Genomic DNA, 25,461 nt, shown 5'->3' on the forward strand with positions numbered 1-25,461 from the left:
CTACTCCAGTACGGTGATGTGGCCATCGGGATTGAGCACGGTCTCGAAAACCACGGGCATTTCCCGGCCTTCCACCCGGACCCTGGCCAAGAGCTTAAAGGCGATCATGAACGGCTTGTCCGGCCGAGGTTCAAAGTGGACCTTCACGCCCACCAGACGCGGTTCGTATTTGGTGATGACCTTGCTGATGGCGTCCTCGATTTCCGGCAGCGAATCCGTGCCAAAGGAGCTGGCGATGCTGGAGAAATCCGGCACGCCGTAATCATCCGCAATAGGCGCGCTGCCCTGTCGCGTGTTCAAAATCTTGCCCAGATGATTCAAAACCGAGGAAATGGCGATCTTCGGGTCCGTCTCCCCGCGCCAGTCCGGATCCGCTTCAATGGCCCGCAACCTCTCCAACAAGCGCTTTTCCCGCATGGATTAGGGTCCCTCAAGTATCGATCACACTCCGAAGGACGACTGTTCTTCGTCCTTCGGAGTGATCGATTCGGAGCGGATTACTTCTTCCAGTCATCCGTGTATTCGATGTTGCCATCGTTGAAGGTCCAGGTGATCTTGGAGTAGGTCATGGCGACCTCTTCCATGTCATGATAGGGCTTGTTGTCCGCAAGGAAGGTCATTGGAGTGTACTCGCGCATGCTGACGATGATCGCGTTTTCCATCTTCACTGTGTAGTACTTTTCCTCGGTTCCGTCGTCCTTGATCCGGTAATAGTCCAGGGTCACCTCGCACTGTTCGCCGGTGCAGCAGGCCTTGAACAGCTTGGGCGAGGCCGGGTCCTTGTGCTTGGTGATGGAAAAAGGATGGTGAATGCGCTGCCCGGTGGGCAGGCCGGTATGGGTGTCCTTGGGAATCTCTACCACGTGATCCGAGGCGTAGACCAGAACCTTGTCCTTCTTGTCGCCACCCTGGGCGCAGTCGCCCTTGATGTCGCCCTGGGAGTTGCCTTTTACCGCCATGTACGCCGTCATTGCCATTTTCGAACCCTCCGTTGGATGTGGTTTTTCGAAGAATTATTCTTTGTCCAGTTTGCCGACCAGTGAAAGGGTAAAGCTGGCGCCCATATACTTGAAGTGGGGTCTGGCCTTCAGGCTGACCGAATACCAGCCAGGATCCCCGGCCACGTCGTGGACCTCGATCTGCGCCATGCGCAGGGGCCGCTTGCTGCGGGTGGTGGGGTCCGGGTTGTCCATTTCCGTGACATACTGGCTGATCCACTTGTTCAGTTCGCGCTCCAGGTCCACTCTCTCCTTCCAGGTGCCGATGTTTTCCCGCTGGATGACCTTGATGTAATGGGCCAGACGGTTCATGACCATCATGTACGGCAACTGGGTGGACAGCCTGAAGTTCAGCTCCGCGGCCTTGCCTTCCGGGGTGTCCGGGAAAATTTTCGGAGCCTGGGCCGAGTTGGCCGAGAAGAAGGCCGCGTTGTCCGATCCCTTGCGCATGGTCAGGGCGATGAAGCCTTCCTCGGCCAGTTCGTATTCCCGGCGCTCGGAGATCAGTACCTGGGTCGGAATCTTGGTTTGGGTCTGGCCCATGGCCTCGAACTGGTACAGCGGCAGATTGTCCACTTCCCCGCCGCCCTGGGGGCCGATGATGTTGGCGCACCAACGATACTTGGCGAAGCTGTCCGTCAGCCGGGAGGCGAAGGCGAAGGCCGTGTTCCCCCAGCAGAAATCGTCGTTGTGCTGGGCCTCTTCCCGGAAGGAGAAGCTCTTGGCCGGGACCGTGGTGGGCGAATAGGGCAACCGGAGCAAAAATTTGGGCAGGGTCAGGCCCACGTAACGGGCGTCCTCGGTCTCCCGGAACGACCGCCACTTGGTGTACTGTGGCATGTCGAAGATGGAATGCAGATCCTTCAGGTTGGGGAGCTGTTCCCAGGTGTCGATGCCGAAGAAATCCTTGCCCGCCGCGGCGATGAACGGGGCATGGGCCATGGCCGAAACCGAGGCCACGTACTGCAACAGCGAGACGTCCTGAGGGCCAGGGCCAAAATCGTAGTTGGCCACCATGGCCCCGATGGGCTTGCCGCCGAACTGGCCGTACTCCGCTGTGTAGACCTGCTTGTACAGTCCGGACTTGACCACTTCCGGGGCGTCTTCGAAGTCTGAAAGCAGGTCTTCCTTGGAGACGTTGATGAATTCCACCTTGATGTTCTGTCGGAAATCCGTTCGATCCACCAAAAACTTCAGGGAACGCCAGGAGCTTTCCAACTGCTGGAACTGCTTGTCGTGCATTACCGTATTGACCTGGGCCGAGAGCTTCTGGTCGATTTCGGAGATCATGTCGTCCACCAGCGCACCGGATATCTTGGCGTCGGTATTGCGCTCCACGATCTGCTTCAAAAAGGCCTGCAAGCCGGCCTTGGTCATGGAATAGCCTTCATCCGAAGGCTTGACCTTGGAGGCCTCAACGATTTCATCCAGGAGGCTGCCCCCCTCGGAGGCTTGGGCTCCGGCGGCTTCCTGGGCTTGAACCTGTTCATCTGCCATGATTGATCCTCCTTACCCTTCGATTCCCAGTTCCTTGAGCAACTTGGCCCGCGCGCCCTCGTCCTTGACCAGTTCCTGCACCTTTTTACGGAAATCCGGTACGTTGGCCAGGGGACCCTTGAGCGCCTTGAGCGCCTCGCGCAGCTCCATCAGTTTAGCCAGTTCGGGGACCTTGCGGACAATGGCGTCCGGCTCGAAGTCCTTGAGGCTGTCAAACTTGAGGTTGACGGCCATCTGGGCGTCTTCCTCGTCGGAAAGCCGGTTGGGAACGTTTACGGTCATTTCCAGCCCCTGGGCCTTGAGCACGTCGTTGAAGTTGTCCTTGTCCACGGAGACGGGATCCCGGTCCTCAACCATCCGGTCGTCGGGACGCTGCGTGAAGTCGCCCAGAATTATCATCTTCAGCGGCAACTCCACCTCTTCCTTGGCGTCTCCCGTGGCGGGCCGATACACGATGTTCACCCGCTCCTTGGGGGCGATGGATCCTTCCTTCGTCATTGACATCCTCCTCGGTGATAATATGGCGGCCGCGTTATTGCCAAAAATATACACTCAGCCGATTCTTGCCTGCATATTTGTATGGTATTGAATAGGAACATGGCAAGGAAAAAGTATCGACGAGTTCTTCGATTCAAGCACATTGCTCTTCAATATCTTGGTATATTTTTGTATTACAATTTTCGTCCCGCAAGAAGCAGCGCAACGCGCCCAGAGACGCTCCCGCTCATGGGATCAAATCGCCAGATTCAGGGCCGCCGCCGGGCGGATCCGTCCGACCATCCCGGCCAATTCCCTGGCTCGCGCCAGGTTGGCCTCCCCGCCCTTGCCCAGGTACGCTCCATGGCAGGCTCGCAGCACATCCACGGTCAGCTCCGGGGCCCAGGTCGCGAGGTCTCGATTTTCCATTTCCGTCAATAGCTCCTCGGCCAGGGTCACGGCCAGGGCGAAGCGCCCGGATCGGGAAAGCATGTCCATCTGGGCCAGACGCAACTGGATTTTTGCAGGACCGTTGGGCGCGGCCCGCAGGGCCGTGGAGAGGGCGTCCAGGGCTCCGGGCTCGTCCTTTTTGGTGTACCGGGACTCGGCTTGCTCCAGGGCCCGATGCACGAATTCGTCATCCTCGGCTGCTCCACCTTGTGTGCCCGTGCCCCGAGCGCCACCGGCCAGCGTCGTAATCCATGCCTTGGTTTCGGGATCGGCAAAGGGCGTTCCATCGACAAAGGCAAGCTGTTCGAGCCCTTGAAAACGCGTCAGCAAATCCCACAACTCGCCCCGAACCACGGCCAGGGCCGGCGCGTAGTCCTCTCCCAGGCCCTCCAGAGCCTTGGCCGTCACCTGCTGCAAGTCGAACCAGAAAATGGCTCCGGGGAAGCGGCTTTCCGCGGCAAACGCGGCCTCACGGAACTTGCCCTCGGCGATCAGCTTGCGCAAAGCCGCCTTGATGTCCACGTCCGGGGCCGGAATCATGGTCTGGCCGCCCTGGTTCGGAGGCAACGTCTTTACGGCGAGCCACGCCGCTATTCTGGCTGCCTTCCAAACCCACGAGTCCGTGGGATCGGCACCGCGCCCGAGGCCGACGAAGGCGGTCGCGGCTGCTCCCAAGGCCTTGCGTGCCGATGCGACGTCCTCGGGGGGCACGGCGGAGAGGACCGGGGAGGCCGACTTAGCCGAGGATGGAGCCTGGGCTTCCGAGCGTGAAGGCGACGGTTCTGAGACCTTATCCTCTCCGTTGTCCTGAGCTTGGGTCCGGTTCTGGGCCTGGGCCTGACCCTGGTCCTGTCCCTGAGTCTGATCTGCAGGATCTTCGCCCGACTTCCCTCTCTGCTCCTCCTGAGGAGGAGACTGGACCGGAAGTCTTTTCACCGCGACGATCACATCTCTTAAAGGCGGCAAATCAGGCAGCAGCTCGCCAAGGCTCTTGTCCAGGGCCTCGACGTTTTCCAGAATGGTTCGGTGCAGTTCCGCGGGGACGGGGTCAGGCGGCAAGCCCTTCAACCAGGCCGTGGTCTTTTCCTGCCACCAGGAAAAAGCGTTTATCCGTCCCCGCAGGCGTTTTTTGGGCGGAAAGCAGTCGTCCCAAAAGGAGGCGACCATGTCCCGCAGCACCTGACTTCCGGTGCCCATGCCCTCTAGGCCGGCCTCGTGCAGCAGCCCCACGGACAAGTACACAGCGGCCAGAAGATCCTTGGATTTGGTTTCAAGGATGTTCGTCCCAAGCTCCACGACCCGCTTCCAACTCACCTCGGTCAGATTGGTCACTGAGTTCAGCTTGTCGATTTCCCCCTGAAGCTGGTCGTACTCAAGGTCGTACCGGGCGTCTTGGCCCACGGGGCTTGCGCCGGGAATCGGCTCCCGGCCGAGAGCGTTCAGGTCCATGAAATTCCCATCCTTCGACGTCTATTATTGTTTGTCTGTCACTGTCTGGCTGATGACCAAGAGATCGCGCATCGACGCCGACCGTCGACATCACATTGCAAAACCTCTACATCTGAATGACGGAGTTTGCCAACCATCTCGTGGAAGGTGCCGCTACAACCATATTCCAAAAGCAGACCATTCCAGCGCACCAAGTCGCTCCTGCAAGCCCCTCCCTGAACCCCTACCACATGAACCGCACACAGGCCATTCACCCCTCCCGTGTCACCTTTCTTAGCCAGAACGCCGAAAGCCTTCGCGGCCCGGTCGTCTACTGGATGAGCCGGGATCAGCGGGTCCGGGACAATTGGGCCCTGCTTTTCGCCGCGGAACTGGCCCTGGAGCGCGACGTTCCCCTGGCCGTGGTCTTCTGCCTCGCCCCTGCCTTTCCGGGCGCGACCATCCGACAGTACGGCTTCCTGCTCAAAGGACTGGCCGAGGTGGAGGCGGATTTGCGCCGCCGCAACATCGCCTTTGTGCTCCGGCTGGGCGAGGTTCCCCAAAGCGTGCTCGGCATGGTCCGCGAACTCAATGCCGGCGTGCTGGTCACGGATTTCGACCCACTGCGCGTCAAGCGACGATGGAAAGAGGACGTGCTGGCGCATCTGACCGTTCCGTTCTTTGAGGTGGATGCCCATAACATCGTGCCCTGCCGAGAGACCTCGCCCAAACAGGAGTACGCGGCCCGGACCATTCGCCCCAAGATTCACCGCAAGCTGGATGAATTCCTGACCCCGTTTCCCGAGGTTCCCACGTTTCCCGCGGCACCCTCGGCGGATGTCTTCAACAAGTCCACGGATTGGGACGCCATCAGAAAGCATCTCCAGGTTAACAGCGACGTCGCGGAAGTGGACTGGCTCCGCCCTGGCGAGCGCGGCGCGGAGGAGATGCTCCGGGAGTTTCTGGAGCACCGTCTGGACATGTACTCCCAGCGCAACGACCCCAACGCTCCGGTGCTTTCCAATCTGTCCCTCTACCTGCATTTCGGTCAGATCTCAGCCCAGCGGGTCGCTTGGGATGTCCTGCGCTCATCGGCCTCCGCCGCGTCCAGGGAAGCTTTCCTGGAGGAACTGATCGTCCGCCGGGAGCTGGCGGACAATTTTTGCTGGTACAACCAGGCCTACGACCGGGTGGACGGGTTTCCGGACTGGGCCCGGAAAACCCTGGACAAGCATCGCGCGGATAAGCGGGAATACATCTACGATATTCAAACTTTTGAAACCGCCGCCACCCATGACCCGCTCTGGAACGCGGCCCAGCAGGAAATGACCGAGACCGGAAAGATGCACGGCTATATGCGCATGTACTGGGCCAAGAAGATTTTGGAATGGACCCCGTCTCCCGAGGACGCCCTGGAGATCGCCGTCCTGCTCAACGACAAGTACGAACTGGACGGCCGGGACCCCAACGGCTACGCTGGTATTGCCTGGAGCATCGGCGGAGTGCATGATCGGCCCTGGTTCGAGCGCTCGGTTTTTGGCCAGATCCGTTACATGAGCGCCACGGGCTGCGCCCGGAAGTTCGATGTTCCGAAATACATCCGTCGGTTTTCCAGCCAATAAAAAACCATCGCGGCCATTCCGTCACGACAAACCTCGAGGATTCGACCATGCCCCGTTGGCTCAATCTACTCAAATCCATCAAGTCCCTGATCGCCTCGCCCGGCGACGTCCGGATCACCTCCATTGACGCCGACCAAGCCCGGAGTCTGCTGGACGCCGAACCGGAGATCCAGATCGTGGACGTCCGGCAGCCCAAGGAATACCGCCGAGGCCATCTTCCCGGAGCACGATTGCTGCCCGTGGCCGATCTGGACGAAAAACTCGATGAACTGGCCAAGGACAAGCCGGTTCTGGTCTACTGCGCCATCGGCGGCCGAAGCAAAGTCGCGGCCCACATGCTGGCCGGAAGAGGCTTCGAACGGGTCCTGAACCTCAGCGGCGGCTTCAAAGCCTGGAATGGCTGGACCGGTTTCGGGGATTACGAGTTGGGGTTGGAACACTTCTCGCCGCCCATGTCCCTGGAACGAACCCTGAACGTCGCCTACCTCATGGAAGCGGCCTTGGAAGCGTTCTATCGGGACATGACCGGTAAAGTGGCCGACCCGGAGGCCGCCCGACTTTTCCAGACCCTGGCTGATGTGGAAGTGAAGCACAAAGCCGCCGTGGCCAGGCGGATGGAGGATGCCGACGTCCCGAAGGACGTTGGCGGCGAGGCCGTTCCCGAGGGGGGCATGCCTCTGGAGGAGCACATGCGTCGCATGGGCGTGGACCTGACCAGCGTCGAGGACATCGTGGATTTTGCCATGGCCGTGGAGGCCCAGGCCTTGGATCTTTACTCTCGCGCCGCTTTCCAGGCTCAGGGCGATGTTAGATCCTTTCTGGAAACCATGGCCGTCGAGGAAAAAACGCACCTGCGGCACCTAGGTGAACTGCTGGATCGTCCGTAACGGTTTTCGAAGTCAATCCGCAACAGGGAGCAACGTCAAGCCATGCCCAGACTTCTCCTGGCCGGAGCCGGCCATGCGCACATGGCCGTAATGGCGGCCATTCCGGAGTTGGTGGCCAAAGGCCATCACGTAACCGCCATCGGTCCCGGAGAACGCCACTATTATTCCGGCATGGGACCGGGCATGCTCGGGGGGACCTACCAGCCGGAGGAAATCAGCTTTCCGGTGCGTGACATGGTGGAGAGTCGAGGCGGAGTCTTTATCCAAGACACGGTTGCGGCCATTGACCCGGCCCGCCATGTAGTGATTTTGAAATCCGGCCACGAAGAGCCCTACGACGTGTTGAGCTGCAACCTGGGCAGCTTCGTCCCTCGGGACCTGACAACCAAAGACAGTGCTGGGGTGACGGATCGGTTGAATTGGCAAGAGGGAGACGATACGTCACGGCCAGTTTTTCCGGCCAAACCCATTGAGCAGCTATGGCAAGCCCGCCGGCACATCCTTGGTCTGGCCCGCGACCGTCCGGTCCGGGTGGGAGTGTGCGGCGGTGGTCCGGCGGCCCTGGAAATCGCCGGCAACGCCTGGGCCGCGGGCAGGGAAAACGGGGGTAAAGGTTGCGTGGTTCAACTGTTTGTCGGCGGCAGATTACTCAGGACCATGCCGGAAAAAGTCCGTCGCCTGGCCAAAAAAGCCCTGCGCAAACGGGGGATCGAGGTCATAGAGGGGAGCTACGTGCGGTCCGTGCAATCCGAGGTAGTTCTCCTGGAAAACGAACAGCGGCATGCTCAGGACGTGGTCTTTTTGGCCTTGGGGGTCCGGCCGTCGCCGGTCTTCCGGGCTTCCGGCCTGGAGGTGAGCGAGGACGGCGGACTGTTGGTCGATCAATGCCTGCAAAGCCTTTCCCACCCGGACATTTTCGGTGGAGGCGACTGCATCACCTTCGCGCCCAGGCCGCTGGACAAGGTGGGCGTCTATGCCGTGCGTCAGAATCCCGTGCTGCTGCACAACCTCCAGGCCCAACTGGAGGGTCGTTCTCTCAAAGCCTTTGATCCGGGCGGGACGTACCTGTTGATCTTCAACATCGGAGGAGGACAGGGCATTCTGCATAAAAGCGGCGTCGCCTTCGGCGGGCGTACGGCTTTTTGGATCAAGGACTATATCGACCGTAAATTCATCAAGAAATATCTCCCAAACGTCCCCTCCGGAACCAACTGAAATAATCAACGTCGCAAAAAAAACGGCCCGGCAACGTGTTCAACACGCCGCCGGGCCGTTTCGTTTTTTTAGGAAAGCAGAAGCGGGTTTGGCAAACGTTGCGCGAACTACAATTTCGCGTGCCGCTCGATATGGTCGCGGTAAGCCAGGACCCCTTGCAGAAGGTTCGTGGCCAGGGTCCGCAGGTAGGCGTCGGTGTTCAGGAGCCGGGCTTCGTCCCGGTTGGTCAGGTAGCCCATCTCGATCAGCACCGCCGGCATCTTGGCGCCCATCAGCACATAGAACGGGGCTTCCCGCACGCCCCGGTCCGCGAGACTGGGATGGGTGCGACGCATGCCTGTGATGGTGTTTCCATGGATCTTGGTGGCCAACTCACGGGACTCGGTGATCTTGGAGTTGAGCATCAGATCCGTGAGGATCAGTTGCAGGTCGCTGATTTTTTTCGAGGATACCGCGTTCTCCCTGGCCGCCACCCGCACGGCGTCCTGGTTCCTGGCCAAGTTCAATGAATAGATTTCGAATCCCTTCATGTTCGGGTTCGGATGGGCATTGGCGTGGATAGAGAGGAACAGGTCCGCCTTTTGGGCATTGGCCATGGCCGTGCGCTCCTCCAGGGGGATAAAAACGTCCGTGGTCCGGGTGTACAGGACACGGAATCCTTTTTCTTCCAGCATCCGCCCCAGTATTCTGGACATGCGCAGATTGATGTCTTTCTCCTTGATCCCGTGGGCCACGGCACCGGGGTCTTTGCCTCCATGTCCGGGGTCGATCATGATCGTGCTGACCGTTAATCCCAGTTGTTCGATAAGGCTGCCCGCCACGTCTCCAGGATGGGAAGAGACCTGAGACCGGCCTGCCGGAGGGGAGGGCCGTGAGTCAGCCAGGGCTTTGGATTTGGCCCCGCTGACGTCGATCACGATTCGGAACGGGCCTTCCAGGGTAAAGACGCGAAAGTCCTCCAGACGCTGAATGTCCAGCACCACCCGGCTGACATGGGGTTGATTCTGGCCGGTGCGCACCTGCCGCAAAATACCGTCGGCCACATGGAGCTGGGCCGGAGCTTCCGACCCCAGAACCGTCCCTTGCAGGTCGATCATCAACCGATGGGGCGTTCCCAGGTCCGGATCAGGGTTGAGCAGGCGATGGCTGTAGGCGACCTCGGCGTCCACATCCAGGACCACCCGGGTATACTCGTCGCTGCTCCAGTAGCGCACCTGGGTCAAGCGGGCGTCATCGGAGCCCGGACCGGCGGAGCGAGAACCCGGCGCAACCGGGCCGCTCAGGGATGCCTGGACCGCGGGCTCGGAGGTCCGAGCGGAGGACGAGGCGGGGAGCGTGGCCGCGACCGCGCTGCCGGGCCCGGCTCCTGATGCGTTGACCTTGGCCAGGAACGCCGAGTCCAGCTCGCGAAGCATGGTCTGGGCTTGCGGGGCCATGTCGCCCTTGGGGTGGTTGTGAACGATGGACAGCAGATCGATGTAGGCTTGGGCTGAATCGTTCAGATGCTCCAGATGGATTTTCGCCTTGCGCAGCAAGGCGTCGTCCGCCCAGGTATGATTGGCGAATCGCAGGGCGACTCGTCCGTAGTAGTCCGCAGCCTGGGAGAAGTCGGAAGCCTGGCCGAAGCGCAGCCCCATTTCCTCGTGGACCCGGCCGAGATAGAACAACGCCTTGGGGGCTTCCGGGCCCGCGGAGTCTTTTTGAAAGGCGCTGTTGAACATATTGCGCGTGGCGAGCCACGCGTTGCGGTTCTGAGCCTGGCCCGGCTCCTTGAGCAGGCGATGGAATTCGTTCCAACCGCTGGTGTAGTCGCGCTCGGCGCTGGCATGGCTGACGGCTGCCAGCGGGCCGCCGCAGGACAAGATCAAAATGTAAAGCAGTAACCAGAGATGGCGTATCGGCATGGTCGCCTCGGCGTGTCTGAAGAGATTCCGACATGAGGTCGGGGTTGGGAATCGGGCCGTGACAACGAATCAAAGCAGAACAGGGACTCGGGACGACGGCAAGAAAAACTGGGAAGATGCCGGACAGCGACCGTCAAAGACAGCCGCGCATTTCAAAGTGACCATCATTGGCCTTGAAGTCAAGGGGTTACCGGGCTTCCGCTCAACCATTCGGACCTTTGTCGCGAATATCACGGATGAAGTCCGGCCAAGCGACAGCCAACCGCCGCAGGGCCATGGCCCTGTGGCTGCGTTTGTTTTTCTCGTCCGGTTTCAGTTGGGCGGACGTCAGGCCGAGTTCCTCGTCAATAAACAGCGGATCGTAGCCAAAGCCGTTCTCGCCATGGGGGGAAAGGGTGATCCGGCCGGACCACGTTCCTCGGGCCAACAGTTCCTTACCGTCCATAACCGGTGCATGGACCGCGATGACGCTGACGAAACGAGCCCCCCGGTCCTCCGGAGGCACGCCTTCCAACTTGGACAACAGCAGGGCGTTGTTTGTCGCGTCCGTGGCGTCCGGGCCGCTGAATCGGGCCGAATACACGCCCGGCGCCCCCGCCAGGGCGTCCACTTCCAGGCCGGAATCGTCCGCCAGGGCCGCCATGCCGGTCAACCGGGCCACGGCCCTGGCCTTGATCAAGGCGTTCTCCTCGAACGTCTCTCCCGTTTCCGGGATATCTCCGATTTCCGGGAAGGCGTCCATGGTCAGCACCCGCACGTCGAATTCTCGCAGCAATGCAGCGATCTCCCCGGCTTTTCCCTTGTTTTTCGTGGCAATGATCAGATCCAATTCGTCTTTCCTCCAACGGAATCGCGCACTAGCCGCAAGCTCCGCCCTACATGTTTACACCGCATACCGCCCGCGGCCTCCTGCCTCAGGCATCCCTTGCCCCCGCCTCCGCGCTTCGGGCTCTGGGCAGACGCAAGGTGGCCGTGGTTCCCGTCTCCTGCATGCTTTCCAGGTGCAGCTCTCCACCCAAGTCGATCACGATCTTTCGGGTCATCGCCAGCTCCAGGCTGGTGAACGGGTTGAAGGGATGGTCCAGAACGTCGCTGGGCAGCCCATGACCAGTATCGGCAACCTCCAGAACGACGTTTTCCCGGTCCTCTCGGACGGAAATCCGCAGGTCGCCGCCGGAAGGCATAGTGGACACGGCGTTTTTTATCAGATTTTTGAGGCACTGGCGCACCATCTCCGGGTCCGTGACGATGGAAGGCATCGCTTCGGCCAGGTCCAGGCGGAGGCGGATATTCGAGGAAGGAAAGGACTCGTCCAGGGTTTGCACTACCTCTCTCGTCAGCTCATCGATCCGCACCGGACTCATGGTCAGCTCCAGGGGACGGGAAAAGTTGATGAAGGTCCGCAAGATATCATCCAGCCGCTTGGATTCGCTGAGAATGATCCGGATTTTTTGCATGCTGATGTCGTCCAGCCCCGGCGCGCGGACCAGGGTATTGGCAAAGCCGCCGATGGCGAAAAGTGGGTTGCGGATCTCATGAGCGATGTATGTGGAAAACTCGCCAATAGCGGCGTATTTCTCCGCGGCTTGCAGACGGTGGACCATGGCGGAAAGATTGCCGCCGAGCTCGCTGAGTTCATCCGCACCTTGAATGCTGAAGTCCTCGGAATAGTTGCCCTGGCGGATCGCTTGGCTGACCCGTGACAGTTTACCAATGCGGTCCAGCAGGTGCGTGCGTAAATAGAACAAAACGCAGGCCAACAGCGTTGCCAGGCCGCCGAAAGCCATCAGGGCCCCGTACATCTGCAGGGTCCGGAGTTGCGCAAAGTCCTTGTGCATGTCCTGAAATTCGAACAGCGTGCCGAGGATTGGTTGACTCGCGCCGTGGCAATGGTGGCATTCCGGACTGTTGGCGATGCTTCGGACTCGCAGATAGTAGGGACGATCCCGCAGTTCCAGGAGCTTACCGGAGTCTTTCCCCTCCTTGAGACCGAGGGCGAGCATGTCCTGGACTTCGGGGTGGTCGTACAGGTCGAGCAGGTCGTGACGCAGGGTTTCGGTTTCCGTGGAATAGGTGACGTTGCCGCGAAAGTCCGTCAGGTAGATGCGGATGTCCGCGTACAAATCCGAGGCAACCCGAAACTGCTCGTGGGTTCCGGGGTTGTCTCCTCGGCGCATCGGGCCGTCGATGGCCATGCTCAGCAGTTCGGAAACGCGCAGCCCCAGGCGGTCGATCTGGTGAATGGTGATCTCTTGTTTCCAGTAGTAATTGGCCGCGAAAAGACCGAAAAACACCAGACAGGTCAGCAGGGAAATCAATCCCAGAATTTTCACCCCGAGGGAGATTCGAGGTCGCTTCACGGCGGCGCTCCTTGGGATTTTTAACCGGACTTTGCCCAAATTGTTGTACGAATAGTTCCGGCATACTCGGGCTTGACCTTTGTTTCAACCACCGGCATCTCCCTCAGAGCTTTTACGGCATTTTGTCAAGAATTCAAGGATTGCCATGATTTCCGTTCTCCTGCCCGTCCGCAACGCCGCCTCCACCCTGCCTTTTGCGCTGGACAGCCTGCTGCGCCAATCCTTTACGGATTTGGAACTCATCGCGGTGGACGACGGCTCCGACGACCATCCTCACGACGGGCGTCCCTACGATGGACGGGGCGGCTCCGACAGGACCACGTCGACCGGGAGCTCGGGAATTTCCGCCACCCGAGCTGTCCTTCAGGAATACGCCCGGACCGACCATCGGGTGCGGGCGCTGGAGATGCGGCACGGAGGGATCGTCCAGGCCCTGAATTTCGGGCTGACCGCCGCGAGAGGCGAATACATTGCGCGCATGGACGCCGACGACGTCAGCCATCCGGAGCGATTGCAAAAGCAGATCGACTTCCTGCGGCAAAATCCGGAAGTCGGCCTCGTCGCCTGTCGGGCCGCGTTCGGCGGGAGCGCGGAGCGTGCCGGAGGGTACAAACGGCACCTGGACTGGACCAATACCTTGCTGGACCATGATCAAATCTGCCTGGGTCGGTTCCGCGAATCTCCTCTGGTCCACCCCACCGTGGTGTTCCGCAAGGAGCTGGTGTGCCGGTTCGGGGCCTATCGGGACGGTCCGTTTCCCGAAGACTATGAACTCTGGCTGCGCTGGCTGAGCCTGAGCGTACGCATGGCCAAGCTGCCCGAGACGCTGTACGTCTGGAACGACCCCCCGTTCCGCCTCTCCCGAACCCACTCCCGCTACGGCGTCCAGGAGTTTTACGCCGTCAAGGCCGAGTATCTGGCAAAATGGCTGACGAAGCACAATCCGCATCATCCCCGCGTCATGGTCATGGGCGCGGGCCGGATCACCCGCCGGAGGGCGGAAATGCTGTTGGGTCACGGGGTGGAGATCACCGCCTGGCTGGACATCGATCCGCGCAAGATCAATCGCCGCGTGGGCGGTCGCCCCGTCATCCACCGCGACGAAGTTCCCCCGCCGGGACGGGCCTTTCTGGTCTCCTACGTCGCCGGCCACGGTGGGGCCGAGGACATCGAGCGCTTCCTGGGCGGGCGGGGATATCTTCCGGGCCGCGACTACCTCTTGGCGGCATGAGGACCGGGTGACTACTCCGGATCTCCGTCCAGGTATAACTTTTCATAACCCCATGAGTAGCCTTTTTCATGGTGGGGCAGGCATCTTGCCTGTCCAAGGGATTCTGATCTGGGCCAAAGCTTTCCCGTGGCTGGTGCGGAAGTGCCTAGAAAGCCCGTCACCGTTGATGAAAAGCCTTCTCCAGAGCCTGCTCCAATTGTCCCAAGGTGAAGAGGTCCCTGAGAATCACCGGTCGCTCCGCCGATTCGCCGCGATCAAAGATCGCCACCAGGGGGATGCTTTGGCTGCCCAGGCCCCGCAACAGGGCCATCCCGTCCGGGCTGTCATGGGTCAGGTCCACCTTGACCAGGCGCAGGCCGTACTTGTCCTGAAACGGGGCGAGATTGCCCGGAGTGAGCACGGTTTTTTCCAGGAACTTGCAGTTCGGGCACCATTCGGCGGTAAATTCCACGAGCATCCTGTCCGCGCCCAGCGCCTGGACGTACAGTTCAGCGGAAAACAGCTCCCAGTCGCTGGACACGGGCTTGGCGGTCAAGGCCCAGCCTCCGGCGGCCAGCACCAGAACCAGAGCCCCGGCCCGAATCGACCAGCGTCGCAACGCGGAATGCGACAGATTCGTCCATCCTCCCCAAATCCAGGAGGCCATGCCCGTGGCCCAGAACAAAATCAGCACCGGAAACAGGAACTCTCCGGGCAGGAAGGTCAGCAGGTAGATGCAGGTGGCCAGGAGCAGAAAGCCCAGGGCTTTTTCCAGGTAAAGCGTCCAGTTGCCGGGCCTGGGCAGGAAGCGGACCAAGTTGGGAAAGAAGCTGACCACGAAGTACGGAGCGGCCATGCCCAGACCCACGCAGAAGAACACTCCCGCCACCACCAGGGGCGGCTGGATCAGGGTCCAGGCCAGGACTCCGCCCAAAAACGGTCCGCTGCACGGAGTGGCCAAAAGCGTGGCCAGCATCCCCGTAAAATACGCCTGCCCTTCGTTGGACAATGAAGTTTCTCCCTTGCGGCCCATTTTCAGGTCGATCACCGGAAGATTGAAGACGCCGAACAGGCTCAGGCTCAAGGCCAGCAGCAACGTGGCCAGGACGATGACCGTGGTCGGGCTTTGAAATATCTGGCCCCAGACCATCCCGGTCAGGGAGAGCAGAAACGCCAGAATCATGAAAAACGTCAAAATGCCCAGGGCGAAGAGTTGATTGTGATCCCGGAACGCCTTGCGCTGGCTTTCCAGATCCCCGGAGGAGGCATCCGGAATCAGGCCGCGCAGCTTCAGGCTGACCACGGGCAGCACGCAGGGAGTCAAGTTCAGGATCAATCCCCCGAGCAGGGCCAACAGCAAGGCCTTGCCCAACCCGCGAACCTCCAGCCCCGGCTGAAAGGAGACGGGTTCGAGCCGATCCGGAGCGAATTCGACGAGGGTCGGTTCCGTGACCAAACCGCTCGCGGCGCCGGGTCGAACAAACGGGGTCGTCGTGGCTCCAGGGATCGCCGCCGACAGTTGCTCGGTCCAGTCCGGTTCGCTCCCCGAAGCATGACGCGTTCGCTCCAGAAGGTCGGCGACCTCGTGCTCTTCGCGCAGATCAATGGGCCAGCAACTTCGATCCGAGCACAGCAGCATCCTCAGGTGGATATGAAGAACGTCACGTTCCTGTAAAACCTCTTCGCCGGGCAAAGCGACGAAAAGCGGCGTGGCCTCCTTGAAGGCCTCCACCATCACGCCTGGTTCGAGACTGTCCTCAATGACGATTCCGGGAGGATAGAACACTTGCAAGTATTTCTCCCCCGGCTCAAGCATGGCCTGCAACGTGGTCGGCATGCCGGTGGGACCGGGCTCGTGTCCGTAAGCGTACCAGCCCGGCGCCGGAGTCACCCAGTACACTCCCACCGTCGCGCCCGCGGGCAGTGAACCAAGGGCGTCGCTCAGGACATACGTTTCCAACCTGGATGAATAGGGAGCCGGGACAGCATCACCGCGAGCCGGACGCTCCCAAGGACCAATGCCGGTCCCGAGAACGATCAGCAGCAACAGGCAACCACCAAACAACCATGTCCTCCCCGAACCGGAGCAGCCATGCTTCACATTATTTTCCGTTTCACGACTCAAAAAAATACGTCTCATTGGATTCGCCTTGACAAGGTTCTTGGGTGAGGTCTATAGACGCTGTCTTGCCGCGAGCGGCACTCCCTGGGTCACTAGCTCAACTGGCAGAGCAGCGGACTCTTAATCCGGAGGTTCAAGGTTCGATTCCTTGGTGACCCACCAGGAAATTCAAGGGCTTACGATGAAAATCGTAAGCCTTTTTTTATTCTGACCATTGAAAAACCATCCTTTGTTCAACTCCTGCCCAACCGGGTGAGAGCTTCGGCCCCTTTTCAGAGTACTTCAAAAGCACGCAGCGCCACCAAGCGACTCATGCTTCCTGTACCTGATCATGATGCGGCTAGTCCACTGGGTCCTCAACCGCCCATGTTTTTTTGGACGATACGAAAAAAGCCACCGTCATGACGACGGTGGCTTCTAAGAAAAATATGGTGCTCCCGGTAGGATTCGAACCTGCGGCCTATCGCTTAGGAGGCGATCGCTCTATCCACCTGAGCTACGGGAGCGGAATCTGATTTCCTAACGCCCGAGGAACACGACGTCAAGGCGTTGCGAACATGGTTGCGGGATAAGCTTATTGGGCCACGCGGCGAATTCGAGCCCCTACCTGGGACAGTTTGGCTTCCAGGTCCTCGTAGCCCCGGTCCAGGTGATAGATTCGCCGGACTTCCGTGGTCCCCTTGGCCGCGAGACCGGCCAGGACCAGGGAGGCGCTGGCCCGCAGGTCCGAGGCCATGACCGGGGCGCCGACATAGTGGTCCACGCCCCGAACCAGCGCGTTCTGGCCGGAGACCTTGATCCGCGCGCCCATTCGGACCAGTTCCTGAACGTGCATGAAGCGATTCTCGAAGATGGTTTCCTTGATCGTCCCGGAGCCGTCGGCCAGGCCCATCAAGGTCATGAGCTGAGCCTGCATGTCCGTGGGGAAGCCGGGAAAGGGCTGGGTCATCACGTCCACGCCCACCAGCCTGGTCCCGCGCTTGGCCAGAATCCCGCTCTTGCCCTCCTGGATCCAGACCCCCATTTCCCGCAGCTTGTAAACCACGGCGTCCAGGTCGGCCATGGAGCAGTTCTCCAGATAGAGTTCTCCGTCCGTGATCACCGCGGCCACCAGGTATGTTCCGGCCTCGATCCGATCCGGCATGACGCTGAACTCGGCCCCGGTGAGCCGCTCCACGCCCTGGACACGGATGATGCTGGTGCCCTGGCCCTCGATCTTCGCGCCGCAGGCGTTCAGAAAATCGGCTAGATTGGTCACCTCGGGCTCCCGGGCCGCGTTTTCCAGGATGGTTTCGCCTTCAGCCAGGCTGGCGGCCATGAGCAGGTTTTCCGTCCCGCCCACCGTGGGGAAGTCGAAATTGATGTGCGCCCCCTTGAGCCGGTCGCACCGACCGACGATGTTTCCGGCCTCCAGCTCGAACGTGGCCCCCATCCGTTCCAGGCCGCGCAGGTGCAGGTCCACCGGACGGGAGCCGATGGCGCACCCGCCGGGCAGGGCCACCTCGGCCTTGCCCAGCCGGGCCAGCAGCGGCCCCAGGCAGAGCACCGAGGCGCGCATGGTGCGCACCAATTCATAGGGGGCCTCGGGAATCAGGTTCGCCCCCACGCAGGTGACCACGGTCTCGCCGTTCTGCTCAGCCTCGCAGCCCAACAGGCGCAGCAGTTGGAGGGTCGTGGCGATGTCCTTGAGTTTGGGGACGTTGCGCAGGTGGATCGGGCCCTCGGCCAGGATGCAGGCCAATAAAATGGGCAGGGCCGCGTTTTTCGACCCGCTGACCCGGATTCGACCGCGCAAGGGAACATTCCCTTCAATAACCAGTTTATCCAAAATATCCTCCGGTGTTCTCTCATGGTTAAGGTAAGGATGGCTCAGTACCTATTGGCGCTTCCAGAATTGAACCATCTCAAAAAACTCAAGCGTAAAACCCTGAAGTTTGAACCGCAACATCTTGACGAGAAGGCGATGTTTTGCTTAGATGACTCTCTTTCACGGTGGGTGTAGCTCAGTAGGTAGAGCACCTGGTTGTGGCCCAGGCGGCCGCGCGTTCAAGTCGCGTCATCCACCCCATGCAATTCTAAGGGGTCAATCCAAACACGGGTTGACCCCTTTTTGCTTGCCCGCTCTTGACCCGTGGGGGGATATAGGTTTTTCTCGCTTTTTTCAAATACGACCGTCCCGCCCCATTGACCAGGCCCGACCAAGCTCACGGGGGCCTGACGGGGCCTACTCCCTGTTTCTTCTTCATTTTTTTCGCCGAGCGCAAAGGAGTTATGATCAATGACCAGATTTCTTGACACCACCACGGACTGCAAGGTTCGCGACATGTCCCTGGCCCAATGGGGCCGCCAGGAGATCGAGATCGCGGAAACCGAGATGCCCGGGCTGATGGCCCTGCGCGAAGAGTTCGGCCCGTCCAAGCCCCTGAAGGGCGCGCGCATCGCCGGTTGCCTGCATATGACCATCCAGACCGCGGTGCTCATCGAAACCCTGATCCACCTGGGCGCGGAGGTCCGGTGGAGTTCCTGCAACATCTTCTCCACCCAGGACCACGCCGCCTCGGCCATTGCCGCCGCCGGGATTCCGGTTTTCGCCTGGAAGGGCGAAACCGAGGAGGAATACTGGTGGTGCGTGGATCAGACCATCCAGGGCCCGGACGGCTGGACCCCGAACATGCTCCTGGACGACGGCGGGGACCTGACCCAGGTGCTGCATGAGAAGCGCCCGGAAATCATGGCGGGTGTGCGCGGCCTGTCCGAGGAAACCACCACCGGCGTGCACCGGCTCTATCAGATGGAAAAGGTCGGCACTCTGAAGTGCCCGGCCTTCAACGTCAACGATTCCGTGACCAAGAGCAAGTTCGACAACCTCTACGGCTGCCGGGAGTCCCTGGCCGACGGGATCAAGCGGGCCACGGACGTGATGGTGGCCGGCAAGGTCGTTGTGGTGGCCGGATACGGAGACGTGGGCAAGGGCTGCGCCCAGGCCATGCGCGGCCTGGGGGCCCGGGTGCTGATCACGGAGGTCGACCCGATCATCGCCCTGCAGGCGGCCATGGAAGGCTACCAGGTGCTGACCATGGAAGAGGCCGCGCCGCTGGGCGATATCTTCGTCACGGCCACGGGCTGCCGGGACGTTGTCACCCGTGCGCACATGGACGTGATGAAGAACCAATCCATTGTCTGCAACATCGGTCACTTCGACCTGGAAATCGACGTGGCCGGGATTCGCGAGCTGAACTGGATCAACATCAAGCCCCAGGTGGACCACATCGAGTTCCCGGACGGCAAGCGGATCATCCTTTTGGCCGAGGGACGGCTGGTCAACCTGGGCTGCGCCACGGGCCACCCCTCCTTCGTGATGTCCGCCTCCTTCACCAACCAGGTCATCGCCCAGATCGAACTGTGGACCAACCCCGACAAGTACGAGAACAAGGTTTACGTCCTGCCCAAGCTGCTGGACGAGAAGGTGGCCCGGTTGCATCTGGGCAAACTGGGCGTGGGGCTGACCACTCTGACCACGGCCCAGGCCGACTATCTGGGCGTGTCTCTGGACGGCCCCTACAAGCCGGACTACTATCGCTACTAATGGACAAGGCCGCGCTGCGCCGCGGGTTGCGGGTTCGGCGCGAGGCGTCGGCCGCGGCCCCGGCGGTCCACGAACTAATTCACCACCAGGTTCGCGGCCTGCCCGAGTGGGCCCGGATACTCGGCGGGTCGCGGACCGTCCTGGTTTATCTGCCTTTGCCGGGCGAAGTGGACACGTGGCCGCTGATTCGAGAACTCTGGGGCCGGGGTGCGCGCACCCTGGCCCCTTGTTGTTGTCCGGAGCGCTCCGGGGAAATGGATTTTCTGGAGTTTCAATCCGCGGACGAGCTTGTGCCCGGTCGCTACGACATCCTGGAGCCGGACCGCCAGATCTGCCGCCTCTGCGCCCCGCGCGACGCGGACGCCGTGCTGGTCCCGGCCCTGGCCTTTGACCGCGACGGATACCGGCTGGGCTTCGGCGGCGGCTACTACGACCGCCTGCTCTCCCGGCTCGATCCGCACATCCTGGCCATCGGCCTGACCTTTCACGACACCCTACTGGACCGCCTGCCCCGGGAAGCCCACGACCAGCCCGTGCGCGTCGTCTGCACGGAGCGGGAAACCATCCGTCCCCAGCGATGATCATCATCCCTTTCGCATTTCCCAGCCTGCCGAACATCAAGGCGGCCTTCACCACACGGCTGGGCGGCGTGAGCCAAGAGCCTTGCGCCGAGGCCAATCTGTCCTGGGAAGTGGGGGACGAGGACGCCCGGGTCCTGGCCAACCGCCGGATTCTGCAACGCCGACTGGGCTTCGACCACTGGTTCGAGACCAGACAAGTGCATGGCGTGGAGATGGTCATCGACCCAGGCCCGGGAACGGGCGCAGGACCAGGCGCGGGAACGGGCACGGAAACCGGAACGGACGACATCTCCCTAGGCCCAACCCTGGAGGCCGACGGTTCGGCCACCTCCCGCGCCGGTCTGGCCCTGATCGTGAAAACCGCGGACTGCCAGCCCATCCTCCTGGCCCACCGGGACGGGGGGCACGTGGCGGCCCTGCACTGCGGCTGGCGCGGCAACCGCCAGGACTTCCCCCAAAAAGGCGTGGCCGCGTTCTGCCAAGCCTACGGCCTGCGGCCCGAGGATATCCTGGCCGTGCGCGGCCCCAGCCTGGGGCCCTCGGCCAGTGAATTCGTCAATTTTGACTTGGAATGGGGCGACGCATTCCGGGACTACTTCAACCCCGCGACCAAAACCGTGGATCTCTGGCGGCTGACCCGGGACCAACTCCTGACCGCCGGCCTGCGCCCGGACCACATCTTCGGTCTGGACCTCTGCACCGCCAACCTGCCCGAAACCTTCTTCTCCTATCGCCGCGACAAGATCACCGGCCGTCAGGTCGGACTGATCTGGATCGCCTGACCCTGTTCTTGATCCTGGGCGGCCACTTTTGGCCGGAGGCTCCCTGGCGGACTGGGGGCAAGTCGTTTAAAAGCGAAAATCTCTCAATTGCCTCAACGATAAACATCTTTCCCGTGACCAATCGTGACAATCCATACAGTGAGTTCATCATCCTGGATGGTATAAACGATGCGGTATTTTCTTTGGCGCAGGCGGTACCGTTCCTGTCCCGTCAACTTTTCGCTTCCTGGCGGGCGAGGGTCGTTTTCCAGGTCTTTGATGCGACCAAGGATTTTCATGACATCCTTTTTCGGAATGCCGGAAAGGTCTTTTTCCACGGATTTCCTGAAAAATATGCTATATCCGGCCATCTTCCCTGAGCCTCTTCAACATTTCATCATAACTGAGAAGGGGCTCATTCGCCCGGTTGTCGAATGCCGCAAGATCATCGGCATCTTCGGCAAGGGCATTTTTCACGGCGGAATTGACAAGATCCGAAATGGATCGGGATGTCTCCAACGCCTTCATTTTAAGAGCCTTATGAACAATCTCATCCAGATAAACCGTGGCGCGCTTGACTGTTGCTTCCATATTATCGCCTCCATTTGTTTGAAGACGTTCTAGCGCCAAAACGCTCTGACGTCAAAACGTTTTACTCGTATTGCAACCCAATACCCTCCGTGAAACTTGAGCTTCTCACGTTTCCGCAACATCCATGAACCATGCCCCCTCGCAACCCGGAAGTATGACGCGGCTCCGGAAGCCACGTGCCGTCCTCTGGTTGCGGGCGACGGCGTCGTCTGCTCGGCGATGCGCCCCAGAGGTTGCCTGGCCATGGCCGGCTGTTCCCTCCGGCCCGGTGTCCAGGCAATAATCACTTCTCCTCCATGTGCATGCTCTTCTACCGAAAATGTTCAACGCAACGCACAAGACAAATCGGGGCTCAAGGCCAGCGCTGGTTGCATCCATGCCCAGCGTGGTTTACGTGAATTCGAAATATTTCCATAGGCTGGGGTTGCTGCTGGAAGCCATTCGCCACACGAATCGAGCCGATATTTTCGACAACTCCGGCTCCGCGCAAATCTGGCTTGCGGAAGTAACCGATGGCATCATGCTGACCATGAAAACGGACAGTATGTCCGCGTGGTTCAAAACAGCCGTGTGGGATAAAATGCAGGACGGCCACGCGTAATGAAAGCAACTGGCCGACCTGTTTCAGGCCTCGCGCACCAATGTGATGGAGCACATCGCAAATATCTACGCCGAGGGCGAACTGAGCCAAGAGGCTTCCTGTCGGGATTTCCGACGAGTTCGCACCTTCGAGGTTGGCTTTATGCCTATATTTATAGGTGTGCCAGGAGCTACTGTACAAAGCTGACTTCAGCCCAAGGCATAAAGCTGACCTCGGCGTCAGGATGCAGCCGACATGTTTTTCTTAAAAATTTGAAATAGCTGAGCTTGTGGAGGCTTCCTGGTTGAAGAAGTACCAGCCAAATTGATGGGCGATACGGTCCGGATTTTGAGGGTCGGAGTTTTGCGAATTCCGTATAATACACCTGTTCCCGCGACGCATCCGCGTCGCGGGAACGGGCCGGGGCTGACTGCGTCCAGTCGGTTGCCCTCGCCGCGGATGCCGCGTCGAGAACAACCGACTGGACCGGACTTCGGCCTGTCCTTGCGCAAGCGAGCTTGCTCCAGAACAGGCCGAAGCCGGTCAGCCCCGGCCCGTTAGCCGTCATCATTCCTTCCCTATTTGAGGCTGAGGTACGCACTGTGAGCATAAAAATGGCTGGCAATCAGGATTTTAACAGATTGAACGTTATTTTTCCTGGAAACGCAAGCGATTCCGGCGTGTTAAATCGCCAACTCCTGTAAAACCCCACTGCTCACCCCGTAGCCCATGGCCTTCAGTATCTGGGCCTGGGCGTCGCTTGGTTCCTCAAGCTTGCGGGTCGCTTTTCGTGCCCCGGCATTCCAACAAAGACATGAATGGAGTGTGCGCATCTGCTGCATTGTTGTGGCAGCTGAGAGCTTCAGCCCAGCCTTGGCCAAACTTCACTTCTTTATCCGAAAAGTATAAAATTACACTGAAATAGCTTAGTGTGATATATTTTCATTATTATGATTCACCAGGAAACAAGCTATATCTTTTTAATTATTGTATTTTGGCAAAAAACCTTTATGCAATGCTTTTGTGTCAATAAATATATAGTTTTTATAATAAGAAACAGGAAACAATGACGTATAAGAGCAATACGCCTTTTCTGTCCATTCCCCTATGTAGATATCTACTCCATAGTAATTTTCTTTTACAAAAGAGTTATCAGTGTATGGTATAGGGCGATTCAGTGAAAAAATCTTCTTATATTCAACTGCTCCTGCTACTATAAGCAATCCAAAAGCTGTAAGCACAAAAAACCGACAAATTCCATTATTGAGGATGCATATTTTTCTATACATGTGTTGATATAAAAAAAATAAAAAGCTAACACTCAAAGCCAAGCGAACAATACTACTAACATTATAACTTACCATATAGAAAAAAAGAAAATTTACTGCAATCACAACAATAAACAGTGATTCAGTAGATGTATTCACTCTTTTTATATCGATAAAGTATGCAGATAGTATGGCAAGCATTATGAAGATCGGCATAAGAAAGAGTATGCCGAGAAAGCGTACGTCTGGGGCTGTAAAAAACCAAAACAAAAGAGACGGCATCCAAACTATCAAGAACGAAAATATATATTTAGCTGTTCTTGCATAAAATAGATTGTCTTTGATAAATATAATTACCAATATTCCAAGAAGCGAAATATATATTCCGACATGATAAAATATAAATTTTGAATAAGCCTTTATCCAGAAACCAATCCAACCCATATATGCAAATTCACTATCCTGGGCATGAGCATGGTTGCTTCTCGCCCAACTTAGAGCACCTGCTGTAAAATTTTCTAATGCTTCTCTATTGCTCCATGTTAGATTTAGATTTGTGAAAGAAATTGGAAAAATTAATGCTCCGCTTTTTATAATATGATGTGCTATGTATGGTATTAACAAAATAGTTGCTAAAGAAATGTATACAAAATATATTCGCTTGCCTCCTCTTTCATTCAGAAGCCAAATGAATGAAACAACACATGCAATTGTTGATACTAAGAACAACGAAGATGCTTTCACAAAAACAATCGAAACAGACACAAGTACAAGGATTAAAAAATTTGTCATATTTGAACATGATAAGAATTTGCAAAAATATAAAACAAGAACATAGCTTATTATGTAGTATGCTATATCAGGAAAATGCCCAAGTAGTTTTTCAGACTCATGCCATGCTGTAGGTATGCTGAGCGGATAAATTATCACAATAAAAAAACTCAACATTACAAAGTTTTTGAAAATTTGTTGATCTATAGATTTATTGTTCGCATTTTCTGTGAAAAAGTAATTGCACGTTGAAATGACTGTAAAAAACAAAGCTAAAACTAATGTGTGCACTGCTATAAAGAATAAATAATTATCAAAAAAATAGTGCGGTGAAATTACTTTGATGAAGCTTGCGTGATGTATCGTTGAGAACATATTTGATAGATGCGGAAATAAATTTATAATTCCTTTTATTGCAGGGTATTCGTTAGCAAGTCTCAGTATATAAAAGTGATAATTATATGTGTCAAAAGAATAAATCCCCTTGTAAGTGTTGCTTCGCAAATAAACAAATGCCAATATATTCAAAAGAAGGTAGTAAGTTGAGTATTTGTAAAAATCGATGCTGTTTACATACTTCAATACAAGTTTTTTATTTAATACGGCTGATGCCAATGATAGCAAAAAAAATATTGGCATGGCAGTAGTAAAGTTTATAGGGAAGAATATGTTTATAAATAAAAGTATAGATATAAATATTGCATAGCCAGACCAAAAACTGTTTGCAATATGAATATCTAACGTTTCTGATTTTAATTTAAAAATTTTAAAAACCACAAGACCTAGCAAACAACAAAGAAAAAATACCAATGTTGAACAAAATAGAACAAAAAGATACATTGCTAGTAAACTTACAATATACATTTGTTTTCCATTACGCCCTAAAAAGCTGTCTGTGAATGTAATATGTCATGAGGCATTTTGTTTCCAAAAGAGCCAAACTTTTGCCAATTGTAAATTACTCGATCCTCTAGGAGAGGGTATTGCTTTTTTAGAATCCAAATTATTTCTTACTATTTCATGCATTTGTATTAACCAGGTCAGTGAAATTTTTTCAGAAAATTGGATTGTTTGTGTGTTGTTCCTCAATCAAAAACAACCCAGTTAAACACAAAAAACCGGAGTGCACCACACATGTCGAAACGTATCCGCA

At 57.7% G+C, this 25,461-nt stretch carries 22 protein-coding genes and 3 tRNA genes; 10 read left to right on the forward strand and 15 right to left on the reverse strand.

Going from position 1 to position 25,461, the window contains the following annotated elements:
- The 5 genes from tssE to tssA form a co-directional block, all read right to left on the reverse strand.
- Positions 1-417 (reverse strand): type VI secretion system baseplate subunit TssE, encoded by a 417-nt coding sequence (gene tssE, locus C6366_RS10560; protein ID WP_107737764.1) that lies wholly within the window; start codon positions 415-417, stop codon positions 1-3.
- 80 nt (positions 418-497) lie between these two features.
- On the reverse strand, positions 498-977 hold the full coding sequence (locus C6366_RS10565; protein WP_107737766.1) for an Hcp family type VI secretion system effector: 480 nt from the start codon (positions 975-977) through the stop codon (positions 498-500).
- A 36-nt stretch (positions 978-1,013) separates the two neighbouring features.
- The gene (gene tssC, locus C6366_RS10570; protein ID WP_107737768.1) at positions 1,014-2,495 is read right to left on the reverse strand and encodes a type VI secretion system contractile sheath large subunit; all 1,482 of its coding nucleotides are present in this window, start codon (positions 2,493-2,495) and stop codon (positions 1,014-1,016) included.
- 12 nt (positions 2,496-2,507) lie between these two features.
- Positions 2,508-2,993 carry a type VI secretion system contractile sheath small subunit gene (tssB, locus tag C6366_RS10575; protein WP_107737770.1) on the reverse strand — a complete coding sequence of 162 codons (486 nt, stop codon included), beginning with the start codon at positions 2,991-2,993 and terminating at the stop codon, positions 2,508-2,510.
- Positions 2,994-3,227: 234 nt separating this feature from the next.
- A complete protein-coding gene (tssA, locus tag C6366_RS10580; protein WP_107737772.1) occupies positions 3,228-4,871 on the reverse strand; it encodes a type VI secretion system protein TssA in 1,644 nt (547 codons plus the stop codon).
- Positions 4,872-5,101: 230 nt separating this feature from the next.
- On the opposite strand from tssA, the gene C6366_RS10585 reads away from it, so the two are divergent.
- The 3 genes from C6366_RS10585 to C6366_RS10595 are packed head-to-tail and all read left to right on the forward strand — an operon-like array spanning position 5,102 to position 8,574.
- Positions 5,102-6,472, forward strand: a complete 1,371-nt coding sequence (locus C6366_RS10585) for a deoxyribodipyrimidine photo-lyase (protein ID WP_107737774.1) — start codon at positions 5,102-5,104, stop codon at positions 6,470-6,472.
- Between the two features lie 47 nt (positions 6,473-6,519).
- Positions 6,520-7,359: a rhodanese-like domain-containing protein gene (locus C6366_RS10590; RefSeq protein ID WP_107737776.1), complete on the forward strand. Its 840-nt coding sequence runs from the start codon at positions 6,520-6,522 to the stop codon at positions 7,357-7,359.
- A gap of 42 nt (positions 7,360-7,401) precedes the next feature.
- Positions 7,402-8,574 carry an NAD(P)/FAD-dependent oxidoreductase gene (locus C6366_RS10595; protein WP_107737778.1) on the forward strand — a complete coding sequence of 391 codons (1,173 nt, stop codon included), beginning with the start codon at positions 7,402-7,404 and terminating at the stop codon, positions 8,572-8,574.
- 107 nt (positions 8,575-8,681) lie between these two features.
- On the opposite strand, the gene C6366_RS10600 is transcribed toward C6366_RS10595, so the two are convergent.
- The 3 genes from C6366_RS10600 to C6366_RS10610 form a co-directional block, all read right to left on the reverse strand.
- Positions 8,682-10,478, reverse strand: coding sequence for an N-acetylmuramoyl-L-alanine amidase (locus C6366_RS10600; RefSeq protein ID WP_107737780.1), 1,797 nt, complete (start codon positions 10,476-10,478; stop codon positions 8,682-8,684).
- 202 nt (positions 10,479-10,680) lie between these two features.
- The gene (locus C6366_RS10605; RefSeq protein WP_107737782.1) at positions 10,681-11,307 is read right to left on the reverse strand and encodes an XTP/dITP diphosphatase; all 627 of its coding nucleotides are present in this window, start codon (positions 11,305-11,307) and stop codon (positions 10,681-10,683) included.
- Between the two features lie 85 nt (positions 11,308-11,392).
- On the reverse strand, positions 11,393-12,838 hold the full coding sequence (locus C6366_RS10610; protein ID WP_107737784.1) for an ATP-binding protein: 1,446 nt from the start codon (positions 12,836-12,838) through the stop codon (positions 11,393-11,395).
- 145 nt (positions 12,839-12,983) lie between these two features.
- Between C6366_RS10610 and C6366_RS10615 the strand changes: the two genes are divergently transcribed.
- Complete coding sequence (locus tag C6366_RS10615; protein ID WP_107737786.1) at positions 12,984-14,069, forward strand: glycosyltransferase; 1,086 nt, start codon at positions 12,984-12,986, stop codon at positions 14,067-14,069.
- Between the two features lie 157 nt (positions 14,070-14,226).
- On the opposite strand, the gene C6366_RS10620 is transcribed toward C6366_RS10615, so the two are convergent.
- Positions 14,227-16,113, reverse strand: coding sequence for a cytochrome c biogenesis protein CcdA (locus C6366_RS10620; RefSeq protein ID WP_158269736.1), 1,887 nt, complete (start codon positions 16,111-16,113; stop codon positions 14,227-14,229).
- Positions 16,114-16,256: 143 nt separating this feature from the next.
- Here C6366_RS10620 and C6366_RS10625 point away from each other — a divergent pair.
- A tRNA-Lys gene (locus C6366_RS10625) sits at positions 16,257-16,332 on the forward strand.
- Between the two features lie 267 nt (positions 16,333-16,599).
- On the opposite strand, the gene C6366_RS10630 is transcribed toward C6366_RS10625, so the two are convergent.
- Positions 16,600-16,676 (reverse strand) — tRNA-Arg (locus C6366_RS10630).
- A gap of 68 nt (positions 16,677-16,744) precedes the next feature.
- Entirely contained in the window at positions 16,745-17,998 is a 1,254-nt protein-coding gene (gene murA / locus C6366_RS10635; RefSeq protein ID WP_107737790.1) for a UDP-N-acetylglucosamine 1-carboxyvinyltransferase, read from the reverse strand.
- Positions 17,999-18,162: 164 nt separating this feature from the next.
- Between murA and C6366_RS10640 the strand changes: the two genes are divergently transcribed.
- From C6366_RS10640 to C6366_RS10655, 4 genes are all read left to right on the forward strand, one after another.
- Positions 18,163-18,238 (forward strand) — tRNA-His (locus tag C6366_RS10640).
- Between the two features lie 210 nt (positions 18,239-18,448).
- Complete coding sequence (ahcY, locus tag C6366_RS10645) at positions 18,449-19,756, forward strand: adenosylhomocysteinase (protein ID WP_107737792.1); 1,308 nt, start codon at positions 18,449-18,451, stop codon at positions 19,754-19,756.
- Entirely contained in the window at positions 19,756-20,337 is a 582-nt protein-coding gene (locus tag C6366_RS10650; RefSeq protein ID WP_107737794.1) for a 5-formyltetrahydrofolate cyclo-ligase, read from the forward strand. Before ahcY ends, C6366_RS10650 begins: the two co-directional genes overlap by 1 nt.
- A complete protein-coding gene (locus C6366_RS10655) occupies positions 20,334-21,119 on the forward strand; it encodes a polyphenol oxidase family protein (RefSeq protein WP_107737796.1) in 786 nt (261 codons plus the stop codon). The genes C6366_RS10650 and C6366_RS10655 overlap by 4 nt, the downstream gene beginning before the upstream one ends.
- Positions 21,120-21,211: 92 nt before the next feature.
- Here the strand turns inward: C6366_RS10655 and C6366_RS10660 are convergent, their stop codons facing one another.
- A complete protein-coding gene (locus C6366_RS10660; protein ID WP_107737798.1) occupies positions 21,212-21,469 on the reverse strand; it encodes a type II toxin-antitoxin system RelE/ParE family toxin in 258 nt (85 codons plus the stop codon).
- Complete coding sequence (locus C6366_RS10665) at positions 21,456-21,689, reverse strand: CopG family transcriptional regulator (RefSeq protein ID WP_107737800.1); 234 nt, start codon at positions 21,687-21,689, stop codon at positions 21,456-21,458. Before C6366_RS10665 ends, C6366_RS10660 begins: the two co-directional genes overlap by 14 nt.
- 376 nt (positions 21,690-22,065) lie before the next feature.
- On the opposite strand from C6366_RS10665, the gene C6366_RS10670 reads away from it, so the two are divergent.
- Entirely contained in the window at positions 22,066-22,290 is a 225-nt protein-coding gene (locus C6366_RS10670; protein ID WP_107737802.1) for a hypothetical protein, read from the forward strand.
- Positions 22,291-22,952: 662 nt separating this feature from the next.
- Here the strand turns inward: C6366_RS10670 and C6366_RS19600 are convergent.
- On the reverse strand, positions 22,953-23,102 hold the full coding sequence (locus C6366_RS19600; protein ID WP_158269737.1) for a hypothetical protein: 150 nt from the start codon (positions 23,100-23,102) through the stop codon (positions 22,953-22,955).
- 147 nt (positions 23,103-23,249) lie between these two features.
- Positions 23,250-25,172: a hypothetical protein gene (locus tag C6366_RS19310; protein ID WP_146164826.1), complete on the reverse strand. Its 1,923-nt coding sequence runs from the start codon at positions 25,170-25,172 to the stop codon at positions 23,250-23,252.
- Positions 25,173-25,461 lie beyond the last annotated feature (289 nt).

The organism is Desulfonatronum sp. SC1 (genome assembly GCF_003046795.1).
Classification (GTDB): Bacteria; Desulfobacterota; Desulfovibrionia; order Desulfovibrionales; family Desulfonatronaceae; genus Desulfonatronum.